This is a genomic window from Rhizobium sp. NFACC06-2 (genome assembly GCF_900101425.1).
In the GTDB taxonomy this organism is placed as follows: Bacteria; Pseudomonadota; Alphaproteobacteria; order Rhizobiales; family Rhizobiaceae; genus Agrobacterium; species Agrobacterium leguminum.
Map to the genome: position 1 here is coordinate 59,081 of NZ_FMVA01000010.1, position 16,291 is coordinate 75,371.

The 16,291-nt window shown below is 61.0% G+C and carries 15 protein-coding genes; all 15 read left to right on the forward strand.

What is annotated here, in order from left to right:
* Positions 1 to 98 precede the first annotated feature (98 nt).
* The 15 genes from F3H58_RS17465 (at position 99) to F3H58_RS17540 (ending at position 16,288) form a co-directional block, all read left to right on the forward strand.
* On the forward strand, positions 99 to 452 hold the full coding sequence (locus F3H58_RS17465; protein WP_149743065.1) for an antibiotic biosynthesis monooxygenase: 354 nt from the start codon (positions 99 to 101) through the stop codon (positions 450 to 452).
* A 384-nt stretch (positions 453 to 836) separates the two neighbouring features.
* Complete coding sequence (locus F3H58_RS17470) at positions 837 to 1,745, forward strand: LysR family transcriptional regulator (RefSeq protein WP_142845638.1); 909 nt, start codon at positions 837 to 839, stop codon at positions 1,743 to 1,745.
* Between the two features lie 147 nt (positions 1,746 to 1,892).
* On the forward strand, positions 1,893 to 2,675 hold the full coding sequence (locus F3H58_RS17475) for a carbon-nitrogen hydrolase family protein (RefSeq protein ID WP_286169727.1): 783 nt from the start codon (positions 1,893 to 1,895) through the stop codon (positions 2,673 to 2,675).
* 15 nt (positions 2,676 to 2,690) lie between these two features.
* Complete coding sequence (locus F3H58_RS17480) at positions 2,691 to 3,356, forward strand: RraA family protein (protein WP_003521976.1); 666 nt, start codon at positions 2,691 to 2,693, stop codon at positions 3,354 to 3,356.
* A 62-nt stretch (positions 3,357 to 3,418) separates the two neighbouring features.
* Positions 3,419 to 4,459 carry an ABC transporter substrate-binding protein gene (locus F3H58_RS17485; protein ID WP_142845637.1) on the forward strand — a complete coding sequence of 347 codons (1,041 nt, stop codon included), beginning with the start codon at positions 3,419 to 3,421 and terminating at the stop codon, positions 4,457 to 4,459.
* A 271-nt stretch (positions 4,460 to 4,730) separates the two neighbouring features.
* Positions 4,731 to 5,804, forward strand: a complete 1,074-nt coding sequence (locus tag F3H58_RS17490) for an ABC transporter ATP-binding protein (protein WP_149743067.1) — start codon at positions 4,731 to 4,733, stop codon at positions 5,802 to 5,804.
* Positions 5,801 to 6,679: an ABC transporter permease gene (locus tag F3H58_RS17495; RefSeq protein ID WP_149743068.1), complete on the forward strand. Its 879-nt coding sequence runs from the start codon at positions 5,801 to 5,803 to the stop codon at positions 6,677 to 6,679. Before F3H58_RS17490 ends, F3H58_RS17495 begins: the two co-directional genes overlap by 4 nt.
* Positions 6,680 to 6,691: 12 nt before the next feature.
* On the forward strand, positions 6,692 to 7,486 hold the full coding sequence (locus F3H58_RS17500) for an ABC transporter permease (protein WP_149743069.1): 795 nt from the start codon (positions 6,692 to 6,694) through the stop codon (positions 7,484 to 7,486).
* A gap of 144 nt (positions 7,487 to 7,630) precedes the next feature.
* On the forward strand, positions 7,631 to 9,028 hold the full coding sequence (locus F3H58_RS17505) for an NAD(P)/FAD-dependent oxidoreductase (protein WP_149743070.1): 1,398 nt from the start codon (positions 7,631 to 7,633) through the stop codon (positions 9,026 to 9,028).
* The gene (locus F3H58_RS17510; RefSeq protein WP_149743071.1) at positions 9,025 to 10,245 is read left to right on the forward strand and encodes an NAD(P)/FAD-dependent oxidoreductase; all 1,221 of its coding nucleotides are present in this window, start codon (positions 9,025 to 9,027) and stop codon (positions 10,243 to 10,245) included. Before F3H58_RS17505 ends, F3H58_RS17510 begins: the two co-directional genes overlap by 4 nt.
* Positions 10,245 to 11,690 carry an FGGY family carbohydrate kinase gene (locus F3H58_RS17515; RefSeq protein ID WP_149743072.1) on the forward strand — a complete coding sequence of 482 codons (1,446 nt, stop codon included), beginning with the start codon at positions 10,245 to 10,247 and terminating at the stop codon, positions 11,688 to 11,690. Before F3H58_RS17510 ends, F3H58_RS17515 begins: the two co-directional genes overlap by 1 nt.
* 142 nt (positions 11,691 to 11,832) lie before the next feature.
* A complete protein-coding gene (locus F3H58_RS17520; protein WP_059761155.1) occupies positions 11,833 to 12,648 on the forward strand; it encodes a DUF2189 domain-containing protein in 816 nt (271 codons plus the stop codon).
* A gap of 290 nt (positions 12,649 to 12,938) precedes the next feature.
* The gene (locus tag F3H58_RS17530; RefSeq protein WP_149743073.1) at positions 12,939 to 13,754 is read left to right on the forward strand and encodes a cytochrome c oxidase subunit II; all 816 of its coding nucleotides are present in this window, start codon (positions 12,939 to 12,941) and stop codon (positions 13,752 to 13,754) included.
* A 54-nt stretch (positions 13,755 to 13,808) separates the two neighbouring features.
* Entirely contained in the window at positions 13,809 to 15,587 is a 1,779-nt protein-coding gene (locus tag F3H58_RS17535; protein ID WP_149743074.1) for a cytochrome c oxidase subunit I, read from the forward strand.
* Positions 15,584 to 16,288 carry a cytochrome c oxidase subunit 3 gene (locus tag F3H58_RS17540; RefSeq protein ID WP_149743075.1) on the forward strand — a complete coding sequence of 235 codons (705 nt, stop codon included), beginning with the start codon at positions 15,584 to 15,586 and terminating at the stop codon, positions 16,286 to 16,288. Before F3H58_RS17535 ends, F3H58_RS17540 begins: the two co-directional genes overlap by 4 nt.
* The last annotated feature ends 3 nt before the right edge of the window (positions 16,289 to 16,291 follow it).

The following is a 16,291-nucleotide window of genomic DNA, read 5'->3' on the forward strand; positions in this document are numbered from 1 at the left end:
GTATGTTAAGAATAGCAGCTCGTTTATCCGCTATTTTGCTTCCGATATCCAGATGTCGCCGCCGCCGAAATGGCCCGAGCTTCAAATGGAGACAACTCATGGAAACGAAACCCAGCGCAGCTTTTGCGGGCTCTCCCGCTCCCACGACCTTCGTTGTCAACGTCATTCATGCCCATCCGGGAAAGCAGGACGAAGCCTTCGCCATTATTCAGGATGTCGTTCACTATGTTGCGGAACGAAAAGAAGGGTTTCTCTGGAGCAGCCTTGCGAAAAGCACCGACGGAGAAACGGTCGTCAATGTCGAGGCCATTCAGGGAACCGGCAATGTCGACGAGTTCTTTTCCGATCCGCAATTCGTCGAAAAATTCCGGAAACTGGACACCGTCTCCAGCAGCGAGTTTCACACATACACCGTCGGCGACCTTGTTCTCCCGAAGCCCATTGCTGAGTGACGGATAGAGCGCGTGCGGCTCTGAAAACGTGCCGGTCAGGTGGCGGCCGGGGGGGCTTCCCCCGGCATTGGTACGGGAGGCCGTCGCCGGGCCGTGGTCAAAACACTCGATCAGTATGTCGAGCAGGCACACAGGGCGGTCACTAAGAACCGGGCAGGGATGGCGGGCGTCTGTGGGCTCCCGTCATCCCGTCGCCTCAAGACTATTCTCCCGCCCTGGAAACGAGGCCGGCGCAATCACTTCAGAAAGGGAGGCGTCGGCTTTGATCGCTTGCCTATGGGCGCGCGCATCGGACATACTGCCCCTTGAACCACAAAGGCCAAGGGCAAGACGAAGCCAGAGACTTGGAGCTGGATCGCGGAGCCATGCGAGAAGATTGAGCCCATGAATACGCGATTCCTCGAAACTTTTCTCTGGGCTGCCCGATTGAGCAGCTTTTCGGCAGCCGCGGAACGTTTGCACACAACGCAAGCATCGGTATCCAACCGGATTGCCGCATTGGAGCGGGAGCTTGGTGTCGTGCTGTTCACGCGCGATGTGCGCTGCGTCAACCTCACGCCCGCCGGCCGTCTGGCGCTGCAACATGCCGAAAAGATCGTCAACCTCACCGGCGAGTTCCGGCAGATCGTCAGTAACCGCGAGGCGCTGAGGGGTACGGTGCGGATCGGTGCCGCCGATACCATCGTCTATGCCTGGCTCCCGCTGCTCATCCGCCGTGTGAACGAACAATATCCCGGTGTCAGCCTCGATCTGACCATCGATACCAGTCTGAAACTCTCGCAGCGCATTCAGAACGGCGAGGTGGATGTCGGTTTCATCATGGGGCCGATCATGGCTGCGGATATTTATAATTCACCGCTCTGCACCTTCGAATCCTGTTGGGTCGGTGCGGTGGAATTGCCGCTGCCGGAAACCGGTGTGACGCTTGAAGATATAGCGCATTTTCCGCTGCTTACCTTCTCGACCGGCTCGCAGCCGCATCAGGCGTTGCGGGCGCTTCTCGATTCCCACGGACTGTCCGACAGCCGCATCTACAATTCCAATTCGCTGTCGATCATGACGCGCCTTGTGGCCACGGCTGTCGGGGTGGGCGCCTTGCCGCGCGTTTTGGTGGACGGCATCATCAAATCGGGCGAAGCGCGTATTCTCGACATCACACCGGCGGTGCCGCCTCTTACCTTCCACACGGTTTATCAGGAGCGCGGCGACAATGCGCTTGCCCGTGCCATTGCCGACATGGCGACGGAAATCGTCAGTGAAACCACCACGCAATGGATGACGGCCGCAGCTTAAATTTTATGCTGCAACGCAAAATGATTAATCTATAAGCTTACCTTATGGGTTTCGATAGAGTTTTTCCGTTTGTCAGGAAAACAGTTCCCGTTCTTAATTCTCCTCGCAACATGAGAGGAGAGCAACGTGAAAGTCTCACTTGTTCAAATGAATACCCAGAACGACAAGGCAGAAAACCTCAAGGTTGCTGCCGATTTAATTGAGAAGGCAGTCAAGGCGGATAGTCCTGACCTTGTTGTTCTTCCAGAATACTTCGCATTTCTTGGAGATAATCCTCAGGAAATGCATGAGAGCGGGGAAGAATTTCCCGGCGGCGAGATTTACTCGCTGCTTTCGGATCTGGCCAGAAAACACGCGATCACGCTGCATGCCGGTTCCATCGTCGAGAAGGAAGGCAACCGCTTTTACAATTCGACGCTCGTTTTCGGCACGGACGGCAAACAGGTCGCCCGTTACCGTAAAATTCACCTGTTCGACGTCGATACGCCGAACGGCATTAGCTACCGTGAATCCGATTCCGTTGCCCGTGGCGAAGAGGTCGTGACCTACAAGGTTGGCGACAGGACGGTCGGCTGCGGCATCTGCTACGATATCCGCTTCCCGGAACTGTTCCGCGCCCTGCGGGACAAGGGTGCAGATGTCATCGTTCTGCCGGCCGCTTTCACGCTGATGACCGGCAAGGACCATTGGGAAGTGCTGGCCCGCGCCCGCGCTGTCGAAACCCAGACCTATTTCCTCGCTGTCGGCCAGATCGGCACCCATGCGGGCGGCAAGAAGGCCTGCTGGGGTCATTCCATGGTCATCGATCCGTGGGGTCACATCGTCGCGCAATGCTCCGACACCGTCGGGACTGCGGGCGCCGCTCTCGACTTCGACTATTCGGCCAAGGTGCGCGCCAACGTGCCGGTGGCGAACCACCACGTTCTCTGATCGGAGAAAGACCCAATGTTTATCGTCAACCCCATGCCGGAACAGATCGGCGCCGACATCATCGAGCTTCTTGAAAAGGTCGAAGTCGCTACGATCGGCCATGTGCTTCATTCCGGTTTCGTCGATCCTGAAATCCGGGCCGTTCTTCCGGGCAAGCGCGTGGCGGGCACCGCCGTCACGCTGCGCATCCCGAATGCGGATTCGACCATGCTCCACTACCTGACGCAACTCGTGCGTCCGGGCGATATCGTTCTCATCGACCGTTGTGGTGATACGCGCCACGCCTGCTGGGGCGGTGTCATCACCAACACCATGAAGATGGCCGGCGTCAAAGCCGGTGTCGTCGATGGCCCGGCGACCGATTTCTCGGAGTTCACCAAGGTCGACATGCCCATGTGGTGCCGCGGCCCGTCGCCGATCACCACCAAGATCCTTGGTCTGGAAGGCGCGATCAACGTTCCGATCAGCGTCGGCGGCCAGATGATCAATCCGGGCGATGCGATCCTGTGCGACGAAAGCGGCGTTGTCGCCCTTCATCCGAGCCAGGCCCGTGCCATGGCGGAACGCGCCATCGGCATGCAGGAAGCCGAGATCGTGCTTCTGGAACGCCTGCGCAACGGCGAGAAGCTGCCGGATATTTCCGGCGCCAACAAATTCGTCCAGGCGAAGCTGAGCGCCTGACACAATCTTTCGGGTGGCGGATCCGTTCGCCACTCCCAATAACAATAGAGGAGAACAGGACAATGAAGAAATCGATACTTCTGAGTGGGATTCTCATGCTCGGCGCGGCCGCCATGCCGGCGCACGCCCAGCAGACCGTGACGTTCCTTGGCTATAGCGGCCTTTTCCAGGAACGTTACACCAAGGCCGTCATCGAGCCTTTCATGGCCGCCAACCCGGATATCAAGGTCGACTATTTCCCGCAGCAGGGTTCCGCCGCCATGCTCGGCTCGCTGCGCGCCCAGAAAGCTGCTCCGCAATCCGATATCGCGCTGATGGACGTCTCCGTCGCCAAGACCGGCACGGATGAAGGCCTGTTCGACAAGGTCGATGAAAGCGTTACCAAGAACGTTGCCGACCTCTATCCGAACGCCCGCTTCGAAGGCGTCGCCGGTGTCGGCGTGACCTTCGACAACCTCGTTCTCATCTATAACACCGATGCAATCAAGACCGCGCCGGACAGCTGGAATGCCCTGAAAGACAGCGCCTTCAAGGGCAAGATCGCCATGCTGAGCGCTCCTGACATCGTCGGTATCGGCACGACCATCATCATGGACCACATGAATGGCGGCACCGACTTCATCAAGAATATCGACGCTGGCATCAATGCGATGGCGGAAGTCGCGCCGAACGTCCAAACCTGGGAACCGAAGCCGGAAGTCTATCCGACTGTGGTCAATGGCCAGGTGTCGCTGGGCGTGGGCTGGAACGCCCGCAGCCAGGTGAATGCCGATGGTTCCAAGGGTAAGATGAAGGTCGTTCTTCCGAAGGAAGGCACGATCCTGCAGATCAATACGCTCAACCTCGTCAAGGGCGGCCCGTCGTCCGAGGCGGCCCGCAAGTTCATCGATTACGCGCTGAGCCCGGAAGCCCAGGCCGCCTTCACCGCCGCCATGTATTATGCGCCGACCAACGCCAAGGCCACGGTGGCTCCCGATGTCAGCGATCGCACGGTCGTCAAGGCGATGGACAAGGTTATCCCGGTCGACTGGATCGGCCTCTCGAAGGTTCGTGACCAGATCACGCAGGACTGGCGCCGCAAGGTCATCCCGCTCAGCCGCTAAGGCTTTCACGCCCGGTGTGAAAAATGGCAAGACTTCCGCATCCCCTTCGGGCGGATGCGGAAACGGCATGGCCCCCGGCTCATTTCCTCCGTCGGTGTTGGGATCGATGGAGGGTGGCCCGAAGGCCTGCATAGGGAAAACGCCGCGCAGAGTGCAGGTGAATTTCCGCCGCGATTGCATAGATCAAGGGACAGGGCATGTCCGCGACCCCGCCGGGATGGGGACATGTTCTGGAGAAAGGCAAAAAGCCAGAATGGGAACTTCAGACATCATGCAGCCAGGATTTCTCTCGATTCGTTCATTGACCAAGCGCTACGAAACCATGGTCGCCGTGGATAATCTCAATCTCGAGATTCCCAAGGGCGAACTGGTTGCCTTCCTCGGTCCATCCGGCTGCGGCAAGTCGACGTCGCTGCGCATGATTGCCGGCCTTGCCCCCGTGACGTCAGGTTCGATCCTGATCGACGGCAAGGATGTGACGCAGCTTGCGCCCTACAAGCGCGATATTGGCCTCGTTTTTCAGAGCTACGCGCTTTTCCCGCATATGACGGTTCTCAAGAACGTCATGTTCGGTCTTGAAATGCGCAAGGTGCCGGCTGCCGAAGCGGAACGGCGTGCGCGCGAAGCGATTGCCATGGTGCGGCTGGAAGGGCGCGAGGATCGCCGGCCCGCCCAGCTTTCCGGTGGCCAGCAGCAGCGCGTCGCACTGGCGCGTGCACTGGTCATCCAGCCCTCTATCCTTTTGTTTGACGAACCTCTTTCCAATCTCGACGCCAAGCTGCGCGATGAGATGCGCTCTGAAATCCGCCGCATCCAGAAACAGCTCGGCATCACCTCCATCTTCGTCACCCATGATCAGGTGGAGGCGCTCAGCATGTGCGACAAGGTCGCCGTGCTCAATGGCGGGCGTCTGGAACAGCTCGGCACGCCGCACGATCTTTACGAGCGCCCGGCGACGGCTTTCGTCGCCTCTTTCGTCGGCCGCACCAACAGGCTGGTCGGCAATGCCGTCGGCGATCACATCACGGTCGGGGATGCGGTATTGCGTGCGCCCGGCTCGCACAGTGGCACGATCGACCTTATGGTACGGCCGCACCGTATGGCCATGACGGTTGCCGGTGACGCCGCACCCGATTTCGACGGAGCGCCGGTCAATCGCATCGCCGGTGAGGTTCGCGATGTCTATTATGCAGGCGATATCCTTCACTACGAGATCGCCGCGGGCGGACAGACATTGTCGGTGGAGCGCGCGACTTCCGGCGGGGAAACACCTGTGGCGGCGGGCAGCGCGGTCAGTCTCATCTGGCGGGTGGAGGACACGCTGGTCTTCGGAGCAGGACAATGACAGCGGCGGTCATGATCACGGCTCCCGGCAGCCGCACATCCTCCATGGTGTTTCTCGCAACGCTTCTTCTCGGGCCGATCATTGCGGTCAATGGGCTGGCCTTCGTCATGCCCGTCTTCAACCTGCTCCTGCTTTCCTTCCGTGAAAGCCTTGGCGGCGGCGGCCTCGGCGAAGCCCACACGCTCGACAACTGGTCGTCCACCCTGACCGACGGTTTTTATATTGAACTGATCGGCCAGAGCATCCTGACCAGCCTTCTGATTACGGTTCTCACACTCATAGCCTCCTATCCCATCGCGCTTTATCTTCACCGGGCGCAGGGCCGCTGGAAGACGCTGCTGCTGGTACTCGTCATTTCGCCGTTGCTCACATCGGCCGTGGTGCGCACCTATGGCTGGATCGCGATCCTTGCCGATGACGGCCTCATCAACAACATCCTCTTAGCGCTCGGTGCCGAAAGCGGTGTGCGGCTGCTGTTCAACAAGGTCGGCGTCGTCATCGGTCTTACGGAAATCCTGATGCCCTATATGATTCTGGCGCTGCTCGCCGGTTTCGGCAGGCTCGATCCGCGTGTCGAAGAGGCGGCGGAAACGCTCGGCGCATCGCCATGGAAGGTATTCTGGCTGATCATCGTGCCGCTTACCATGCCCGGCGTCGCGCTTGGTTGCCTGCTTTCCTTTGTTCTCGCCGTCAGTTCGTTCATCACCCCCAAGCTGCTTGGCGGCGGGCGCGTCTTCCTTCTCGCGACGGAAATCTACGATCAGGCCATCGTGACGCTCAACTGGCCGCTCGCCGCGACGCTGTCGATGATCATCCTCGTGATTTTCGGCGCTGCCCTGGTGCTCTATTCCCGGCTTCTGCGGGCCATTCTTTAAAGGAGATCGAAGATGGAAGAACGTCCCGCTCCGCTGGCGCTGAAAATCGTCGCCTTCGTCATGTTCCTTTTCCTGCTGGCACCCGTGGTTCTCGTCGTGCCGATCTCATTTTCAGCCGATAGCTACATGACCTTTCCGCCCTCCGGGTGGAGCCTGCGCTGGTATGTCGATCTCATGCATAATTCCAAGATGATGGGAGCGCTGGGCACCAGCACCCTTCTCGCCATCATCGTCACCGCGCTCTCCATGCTGATAGCGCTGCCGGCCTCCTATGCCATCGTGCGCATGCGGGTGATTGGGGCGGATGCGCTTCTCGCCTTCTTCACCGCGCCGCTGCTGCTGCCGACCATCGTTCTCGGCCTCGCGATCCTGATCGTCTTTGCCGGTGCCGGCCTGCTCGGCACCTTCACCGGTCTGGTGATCGCCCATCTCATCATCGTGCTGCCCTATGCGCTGCGTGTTCTCACCACCTCGCTTGCCGGCCTGCCGCTGATCTTCGAGGAGGCTGCTTCGACACTCGGGGCATCGCCGCTCACCGTCTTCCGACGCGTGACCATGCCGATGATCGCGCCGGGTGTCGTGGCGACGGCGGCGCTTTCCTTTCTGGTGTCGTTCGACGAAGCGGTAATTTCGCTGTTCCTCACCGGCCCGCGCATCACCACGCTTCCCGTCGCCATGTATCAGCATGTGGAAACGCAGGCTGATCCGCTCGTTGCGGCCATTTCCGTTCTCTTGATCGTGCTCACCCTTGCCGTCGTCCTCATCGTCGACCGCACGGCGGGCCTGACCAAGACTTTCGTGAAATAAAGTCGCGGGGCCGCCGGCTGGCGCTGGCTGCCCCTACTGGCACAGGCGCGAATTTCACTCCCGTTTATGAACGCCGCTGCTGCATCGGCGCGATCCGTCGCGCCTGCTGATTTCGCGTTGAACGACGAAAGCAAAGGGAAGCCCATGGCTCAGATCCCCTCCACGGAATTTGATGTCGCCGTCATCGGCGCCGGCGTCGTCGGTTGTGCGGTTGCCCGCCGTTTCGCACTGGCCGGTGCGAAGGTGGTGGTTGTTGAAAAAGGCCCTGATATTCTCTCCGGAGCCTCCAAGGCCAATAGCGCCATCCTCCATACCGGTTTCGATGCGCCGGAAGGCAGTCTGGAACTGGAACTGGTGAAGGCGGGCCGGGAGGAATATCTCTCCATTCATGGGCAGATGGGCCTCAGCCTCGTCGAAACCGGCGCGCTGGTCTGCGCCTGGAATCCGCACGAGGCGGAAAAACTGCAAGCGATCGCCGATCAGGGCCGGCGCAACGGCATTGCCGGGCTTGAGTTCCTTACGGCCGTGCAGGCCCGTGAAACCATGCCGGGCCTGTCCGAACGCCTTGTCGCTGCGCTCGACGTTCCGGGTGAACATATCATCGATCCCTGGTCCGCACCGCTGGGTTATCTCACGCAGGCGGTGGCGCTGGGCGCAAAGCTGGTGCGCAACGCAGAAGTCCTGTCCGGTGTCTTCGACGGCGTTTGGCGGATCGAGACGACGGCGGGTGTCATCCTTGCCGCGAGCGTTGTCAATGCCGCCGGGCTGTTCGGCGATATCGTCGATGCCCGTCTCGGGCTTCCGCCCGACTTCGCCATCAAGCCCCGCAAGGGGCAGTTCGTGGTGCTGGACAAGGCCGCCCGCCGGCATGTGCCCCGTATCGTCCTGCCGGTTCCGACCGAAATCACCAAGGGCATCGTGGTGTGCCCCACCGCCTTCGGTAATGTTCTCGTCGGCCCGACGGCGGAAGAGCAGGAAAACCGGGAGCGCGCGACGGTCGAGACGGCGACGCTGGAAGCACTGCTGGAGCGCGGTGCGGAGATCGTTTCGGCGCTGGCCTCCGTTTCCGTAACCGCCGTTTATGCCGGTCTGCGCCCCGCGTCTGAAAAGAAGCATTACCGCATTTCCGCCCGGCCGGACCGGCGGGCGATCACGCTCGGCGGCATTCGCTCCACGGGCCTTAGCGCCGCACTTGGTCTGGCGCAATATGCGCTGAGACTTCATGAAGGTTTCGGCACGCATTTTGTCCCACCGCCCTCGGCTCCTGACGTGACGATGCCCAACCTGACGGAAACCTGCGAGCGGGACTGGCAGCGTGCCGATCACGGCGAAATCGTCTGTCATTGCGAACTCGTCACGCGGCGCGAGATCGAGGCGACCTTTTTAAGCCCGGTGCCGCCGGGCGATTTCGGCGGGCTGAGGCGGCGCACCCGTGCCGGCATGGGGCGCTGCCAAGGCTTTTATTGCAACGCCCGGCTGGCCGCGATGACGGGCGACCGCCTGGCGATCCCGCTTGCCGTTCGCGAGGGAGGCGACCGATGAGTGCGGATGTCATCGTGGTCGGCGGCGGCCCGGCGGGTGTGGCGGCGGCGCTGGAGCTGAAAGCGCGCGGTATCGCCCGCGTGATGATCCTCGAGCGCGAGCCGGCCCTTGGTGGTGCAACCCGGCATTGCGTGCATTCGCCCTTCGGCATGCGTGAGTTCGGACGCGTCTATTTCGGCCCGGCCTATGCGCAACGCCTGCAGCGGCAGGCGCAGAATGCGGGTGTCGATATCCGCACCGGTCATTCCGTGGTGGAACTCGGGCAGGATGGCGCGCTGCTGGTGACGTCGGCGCGCGGCGTCGAGACACTGAAGGCCCGGCGTATCGTGCTTGCCACCGGCGCTCGGGAAAAACCGCGCTCCGCGCGGCTATTACCCGGCGACCGGCCGGTGGGTGTGGTCACCACCGGCACGCTGCAATCCTATGTCGCCTTCCACGGCATCATACCCTTTCGCCGGCCGCTTATCGTCGGTTCGGAACTGGTTTCCTTTTCCGCGCTTCTGACCTGCCTGACGCATCGCGCCCGGCCGGTGGCGATGATCGAGCCGGAACCGCATCCGCAGGCGCGGTCGCCTTTCCATTGGTTTCCGCGATTGGCCGGGGTGCCCTTTCATTGTGGCGCGGTACTCACAGATATTCGCGGATGCGGCCGGGTCGAGGAGGCCGATATCCGTTTGGCGGATGGTCGCATCCTGACAGTTCAATGCGACGGTATCCTGCTCACCGGGCGGTTCACGCCGGAGGCAGCGCTTCTCAATGCATCCCCCGTCGAGGTTGCGGCAGGCAGCGCCGGGCCGCTGATCGACCAGGACGGGCGAATGGCCAATCCGATCTTCTTCGCCGGCGGGAATGTCTTGCGGGCCGTGGAAACGGGCGGCTGGGCGTTTCGCGAAGGGCGTCGGGTTGGCGCGGCGGTGGCCGACGATCTCGCCCGGGAACCATGCGGCGCGCCGGGGGTGCCGGTCACCTTCGCCGACCCGCTCAAGCTGGCGGTTCCAGCCATGTTGCGGCCGGGTGGGCTCGACAGAGCCGCATTTCGTGACTTTCAGCTTCGTTTCACCAGACGTATTCAAGGCCGGCTTTCGCTGCATCTCGACGGAACGGACGTGTGGAGCAAGACCGGCCGTTGGCGTCCTGAACGCCGTGTGCTGGTGCCCATTCCCGGCGCGGCGTTTGAAGCGGGGCAGATTGCTTTTCACTTTCAGGAGGCCAATTGATGCGCATTGCCGCAATCGATCAGGGAACGACATCGACCCGGTGCCTTGTGGTGAGCGATGGCGGCACGGCGGAGGTCGTGGCCAGCCGGCGTCACGCACAATTTTATCCGGCCGCCGGCCATGTGGAACATGATCCGGATGAACTGCTGGGCAACATCCGCGCAGTGCTGGCTGCCGCCGGGCCGGTGGATGCCATCGCCATCGCCAATCAGGGCGAGAGTTGCCTGGCGTGGGATGCCGTGAGCGGCGAGGCGCTGTCGCCGGTCATCGTCTGGCAGGATGCCCGCACCGCCGAAGCGCTCTCCGCCCTGCCGCCTTCGGCAACGGATCGTTCGAAAGAGATTTGCGGGTTGCCGCTCGATCCCTATTTTTCGGCCAGCAAACTGGCCTGGCTGGTCAGGCACAATCCGGCAGTGGCACAGGCACGCGCCGCAGGCCGTTTGCGGCTGGGCACCACCGATGCGTTTTTTCTGGACCGGCTGACGGGCAGTTTCCGCACCGACCTTGCAACGGCGTCGCGCACGGGTCTGCTCGACCTTTCAACCGGAGACTGGAGCCCGGAACTCTGCGCGCTTCACGGCGTGCCGCTGGATTGCCTGCCCAAAATCGGCCCTGTCGATGGCGGCTTCGGCGCGGTCGAGGGAACGCCCATCCGCGTTTCCATCGTCGATCAGCAGGCAGCGCTTTATGGGCATGGCTGCCGCAAGGCCGGCGATTGCAAGATAACCTTCGGAACCGGGGCCTTTCTGCTGGCCGTTGCCGGTAACGGGAGGCCTTTGACGGGAGAGCTTCTGCCGACCGTTGGCTGGCAAATGCAGGGCGGCCCTGCGGTTTTCGCCATCGAAGGCGGAATCTATGATGCCGGCGCGGCGCTCGAATGGGCGAAAAAGATCGGCCTCTATGCTGAAAATGCCGAACTCGACGGTTTCGAGGGGCCGTCGGCCATTCGCCGAGGCCTTGTCTTCGTGCCCGCTCTTTCGGGCCTTGCCGCGCCCTATTGGGACAGGCAGGCCGTGCCGTTGTTCATCGGCATGGACCACGCGACCGAGCGGCGTGACATGGTGCGCGCCGTGCTGGAAGGTATTGCCCTGCTGACGGCGCGGTTGATCGAGGCGGCATCGGCTGTCGCCCCCATAGGCGACACGATCTCCATCGATGGCGGTTTGTCGAACAGCCGCTATTTCGCCCGCTTTCTGGCCGCCGCCAGCGGTCGAACCATTTGCGTGCCTGCCATGCGCGAGTTGACGGCGCTCGGTCTGGCGGAACTGTGCGGCGTCGATGTCGCGGCCCTGCGAGGCGATGCCGAGATATTCGCGCCCGACGGATCGGTCGATGCCGAAGACCATGCCCGCTTCGCACGCGCCATAGACAGTGCGCGGAGCTGGCAACGATCCAAAACCTGCACAAGTACGGTTCCGTCGACCGTGCCGGCAGCGGGCATCTGATTTCTCCAATTTAAAGAACAGGCGACAAAGGCGACAGAATTTGATAAATTACAAAACAGCCGGTTGCGGTTTGACGCGTCGATAGAAGTCACCGAGCGTTCCTGTACCGCCAGCCGGATCATGGCGCAGGAGGAGAAGTGCTATGACGGCATTCCATGTCATGGCCGGTGCGAGTGGTGAATTTGCCCGCCCGGAAGTCCGCAAGATTGGCATCCCGGATATTGTGGATGCGTTGAAGCTGGGACTTGAGGACTTTAAAGAAAAGCCGTCCCACTATGTTTTTCTCTGTCTTATGTATCCGATCGCCGGTGTTTTTCTGGTGATGTGGAGTTCCGGCGCCAATCTGCTGCCGGTTATTTATCCGCTGATGTCGGGTTTTGCACTGATTGGTCCGATCGCGGCCATCGGGCTTTATGAAATCAGTCGACGACGCGAGCAGGGGTTGGATAGCTCCTGGCGGCATGCACTGGAGGTTCGTCACTCTCCGGCCCTGCCGTCGATCATCGCGGTCGCCGTCATGCTGTTCGTGCTTTTCGTCGTCTGGTTGATTGTTGCGCAGAGCATCTACACTGCGACTTTCGATGCGACCGGTCCGGTTTCGCTCTCCACCTTTCTGTCGGACGTATTGACGACCTCGCAAGGTCTCTCCCTCATCGTCTGGGGCAATCTGGCCGGCTTCGTTTTCGCGGTCGTCGTGCTGGCGACAACGGTGGTGGCGTTCCCGCTGCTGCTCGACCGGGATGTCGGCGCAGTCGCGGCGGTGGATGCGAGCATCCGCGCCACGCTTGCCAACCCGGTTCCCGTGGCGCTTTGGGGATTGATCGTCGCGGCCTTGCTCGTCGTCGGCACGATCCCAGTATTTATCGGCCTCGCGGTCGTCATGCCCATCCTCGGCCACTCGACCTGGCACCTCTATCGGAAACTGATCGTGTCCGATTATCCAAGCCGTACGCCCTGAATTCGTAAAGGAAATCTATCCGTAGATCATCCTCCCTGCCGTTGCGGCCCGCTGAGGGGAGCCGCGGCGGGTGGGATTGCCATGGAGAGTGCGGGGATGCCATGTGGTATCGTTTTCTTCCGATCTGTCTGCTTTTCGCGATTGCCTTCCCGATTGAGGCCGTAGCACAGGAAGAGGATACTGCCGCAGGCGCCACCGTAATTGCCCGCCTGATCAATTTATGAGATAATTCTAATATACTTCGCGATGGGGTTGTAGAAGTATTCGTGGCCGGGTCACGGGAGGAGACGATGGCTGTCGTTGTGATTCTCGTTCTGCTGGTGGTGGGATCGATCGTATTCCACCTGCTGAGCCCGTGGTGGTGGACGCCGATAGCCTCGAACTGGAGCTATATCGACAATACGATCATCATCACTTTCTGGATCACCGGCTTCGTTTTCTCGGCCGTCGTGCTGTTCGTCGCCTATTGCGTGTTCCGCTTCAGGCACCGCGCCGGAAACCGGGCGGCATACCAGCCCGAAAACAAGCGCCTGGAATGGTGGCTGGCGGGTGGAACCGGGGTTGGGGTGGCTGCGATGCTTCTGCCGGGTCTCTTCGTATGGAACCAGTTCGTAACCGTTCCGGACGGTGCGAGCGAAGTGGAAGTCGTCGGTCAGCAATGGCAATGGAGTTTCCGCCTGCCGGGAGCGGACGGAAGGCTTGGGCGGGCGGATACGCGCGCTATTGGACCCGACAATCCGCTCGGCCTGAACAGGAACGATCCCGCCGGAATGGACGATGTCATCGTTGAAGGCGGCGAGTTGCATCTGCCCGCCGGCAGGCCGGTGAAAATGCTGCTGCGCGCGGTCGATGTCGTGCATGATTTCTATGTGCCGGAGTTCCGGGCCAAGATGGACATGATCCCCGGCTCGGTCACTTATTACTGGTTCACGCCGACCCGGACGGGAACCTTCGAGGTTCTCTGCGCGGAACTGTGCGGTGTGGGCCATCCGCAGATGCGCGGCACCGTCGTCGTCGATACCGAGACCGATTATCAAGCCTGGCTGCAGCAGCAGCCGACTTTCTCGAAATTGCTGGCTTCGGCGGAAACGTCGGCGGCCAGATAAGCGCCGCGCATATCGGAAGGGAAGACCGCATCGGGGGAACAGGGAGGATGGAACATGGTCGAGATTGGATCCGGCGCCGGGCAGGTCATTCAGCCCGCCGAAGTCGAGGACGTCGAGCTTTATCACCCGAAAAGCTGGTGGACGAAATATGTCTTCAGCCAGGATGCCAAGATCATTGCCATTCAATATTTCCTGACAGCCATCGCAATCGGCATGGTGGCGCTGGTGCTTTCCTGGCTGATGCGCCTGCAGCTCGGTTTTCCCGGCTATTTCTCCTTCATCGATGCGGAACATTATTATCAGTTCATCACCATGCATGGCATGATCATGGTGATCTACCTGCTCACCGCGCTGTTTCTCGGCGGTTTCGGCAACTACCTGATCCCACTGATGCTCGGCGCGCGCGACATGGTGTTCCCCTATGCCAATATGCTGAGCTACTGGCTCTACCTCTCCGCCGTCCTTGTGCTGGTGGCCGGTTTCTTCGCACCCGGCGGGCCGACGGGCGCCGGCTGGACGCTCTATCCGCCGCAGGCGCTTCTTTCGGGAACGCCGGGCGGGCGCGACTGGGGCATCATCCTGATGCTGTCATCGCTGATCCTGTTCATCATCGGCTTTACTTTGGGCGGGCTGAATTACGTCGTCACCGTGCTGCAGGGACGCACGCGGGGCATGACGCTGATGCGCATGCCATTGACGATATGGGGCATATTCACGGCGACCGCCATGGCGCTGCTCGCTTTCCCGGCGCTCTTCGTCGCCGCCGTCATGATGTTGTTCGACCGGCTGCTCGGCACGAGCTTCTTCATGCCGGCCATCGTGGAGATGGGCGAACAATTGAAGCAGGAGGGCGGCAGTCCCATCCTGTTCCAGCACCTGTTCTGGTTCTTCGGCCATCCGGAAGTCTATATCGTTGCACTTCCCGCCTTCGGCATCGTCTCGGATCTGATCAGCACCCATGCGCGCAAGAATATCTTCGGCTACCGCATGATGGTCTGGGCGATTGTCATCATCGCGGCGCTGAGCTTCGTCGTCTGGGCGCATCATATGTATGTCAGTGGCATGAACCCGAATTTCGGGTTCTTTTTCGCAACCACGACGCTGATCATCGCCGTGCCGACGGCGATCAAGGTCTATAACTGGGTGCTGACGCTCTGGCGCGGCGATATCCATCTCACCCTGCCGATGCTGTTTGCGCTCGCCTTCATCGTCACATTCATCAATGGCGGATTGACGGGCCTCTTCCTCGGCAATGTCGTCGTCGATGTGCCGCTTTCGGATACGATGTTCGTGGTCGCCCATTTTCATATGGTGATGGGGGTCGCGCCGATCATGGTGATCTTCGGTGCGATTCATCACTGGTATCCGAAAGTCACGGGCCGGATGCTGAACGAGGCAATGGGGCACGTCCATTTCTGGATCACCTTTCTCGGTGCCTATGCCATCTTCTTCCCGATGCATTATCTTGGGCTGATGGGCGTGCCGCGCCGCTATTACGAGCTGGGCGAAACCGCTTTCATTCCAGATTCGGCGCACACGTTGAACATATTCATCACCGTGGCCGCGCTCATTGTCGGTGCTGCTCAACTGCTGTTCGTGTTCAATCTCGAGTGGAGCCTGCGCTGGGGCAAAAAGGCGGTCGGCAATCCGTGGCGGGCCACGACACTGGAATGGCAGACGCCGCAGACCCCGCCGGTTCATGGCAATTGGGGCAAGGAACTGCCGGTCGTTTATCGCTGGCCGTATGATTACAGCGTGCCCGGCGCGGCTGAGGATTTCCTGCCGCAAAACCAGCCGGCTGCGGCCGGGCCGTCCGAAAGGGCCCTGTCATGAGCGCCATCCTCGTCTTCATGGCCGGGATCGCCGGCATCATCGGCTGGTGGATGGCGCGGCAGCGGCTGGCCTCGAAGCCCTGGCTGGAAGTCGGTCTGGCAGGCGATGCGCCGCAGATGCAGGGATCGTCGGCGACAATCGCGAAAGTCGGACTTGGGATATTTCTGGCGGTTGTCGGTGCCTTGTTCACCTTGCTCATCAGCGCCTATCTCGGCCGCATGGGCGGCGCCGACTGGTGGGGTATCCCGATCCCCGGACTGTTATGGGTGAACACCGCGGCGCTCGCCGCCAGCAGTCTGGCGCTGCAATGGGCGAAAACCGAAACCCGTCCAGATCATCGCGACAGGCTGAATGCGGCTCTTGTGACAGCCTTTGCGACGGCTGTTTTCTTTGTCGCCGGTCAATTCCTGGCGTGGCAGCAACTCATCTCCGCAGGCTATATTCTGGCGGATAACCCATCGAACAGCTTCTTCTACATGATCACCGGCCTGCACGGCCTGCATATATTGGGCGGGCTCTTCGTGCTTGGACGCACCGCAATCCGTGCCCGGAGCGAGCCCTTGTCGGCAAGGATGCGCCTGAGTGTGGAGCTGTGCGCCATCTACTGGCATTTCATGCTGGTCGTCTGGCTGGTCCTTTTTGCGCTTTTCGCCGGCTGGGCGAACAGTTTCGTCGATCTCTGCCGTCAATTGGTCACCTGAGGA

What these genes read in the sequence shown, in the direction of transcription:
- F3H58_RS17465 (WP_149743065.1), top strand. Translation starts at nt 99, where the DNA reads ATGGAAACGAAACCCAGCGCAGCTTTTGCGGGCTCTCCCGCTCCCACG.
- F3H58_RS17470 (WP_142845638.1), top strand. Translation starts at nt 837, where the DNA reads ATGAATACGCGATTCCTCGAAACTTTTCTCTGGGCTGCCCGATTGAGC.
- F3H58_RS17475 (WP_286169727.1), top strand. Translation starts at nt 1,893, where the DNA reads ATGAATACCCAGAACGACAAGGCAGAAAACCTCAAGGTTGCTGCCGAT.
- F3H58_RS17480 (WP_003521976.1), top strand. Translation starts at nt 2,691, where the DNA reads ATGTTTATCGTCAACCCCATGCCGGAACAGATCGGCGCCGACATCATC.
- F3H58_RS17485 (WP_142845637.1), top strand. Translation starts at nt 3,419, where the DNA reads ATGAAGAAATCGATACTTCTGAGTGGGATTCTCATGCTCGGCGCGGCC.
- F3H58_RS17490 (WP_149743067.1), top strand. Translation starts at nt 4,731, where the DNA reads ATGCAGCCAGGATTTCTCTCGATTCGTTCATTGACCAAGCGCTACGAA.
- F3H58_RS17495 (WP_149743068.1), top strand. Translation starts at nt 5,801, where the DNA reads ATGACAGCGGCGGTCATGATCACGGCTCCCGGCAGCCGCACATCCTCC.
- F3H58_RS17500 (WP_149743069.1), top strand. Translation starts at nt 6,692, where the DNA reads ATGGAAGAACGTCCCGCTCCGCTGGCGCTGAAAATCGTCGCCTTCGTC.
- F3H58_RS17505 (WP_149743070.1), top strand. Translation starts at nt 7,631, where the DNA reads ATGGCTCAGATCCCCTCCACGGAATTTGATGTCGCCGTCATCGGCGCC.
- F3H58_RS17510 (WP_149743071.1), top strand. Translation starts at nt 9,025, where the DNA reads ATGAGTGCGGATGTCATCGTGGTCGGCGGCGGCCCGGCGGGTGTGGCG.
- F3H58_RS17515 (WP_149743072.1), top strand. Translation starts at nt 10,245, where the DNA reads ATGCGCATTGCCGCAATCGATCAGGGAACGACATCGACCCGGTGCCTT.
- F3H58_RS17520 (WP_059761155.1), top strand. Translation starts at nt 11,833, where the DNA reads ATGACGGCATTCCATGTCATGGCCGGTGCGAGTGGTGAATTTGCCCGC.
- F3H58_RS17530 (WP_149743073.1), top strand. Translation starts at nt 12,939, where the DNA reads ATGGCTGTCGTTGTGATTCTCGTTCTGCTGGTGGTGGGATCGATCGTA.
- F3H58_RS17535 (WP_149743074.1), top strand. Translation starts at nt 13,809, where the DNA reads ATGGTCGAGATTGGATCCGGCGCCGGGCAGGTCATTCAGCCCGCCGAA.
- F3H58_RS17540 (WP_149743075.1), top strand. Translation starts at nt 15,584, where the DNA reads ATGAGCGCCATCCTCGTCTTCATGGCCGGGATCGCCGGCATCATCGGC.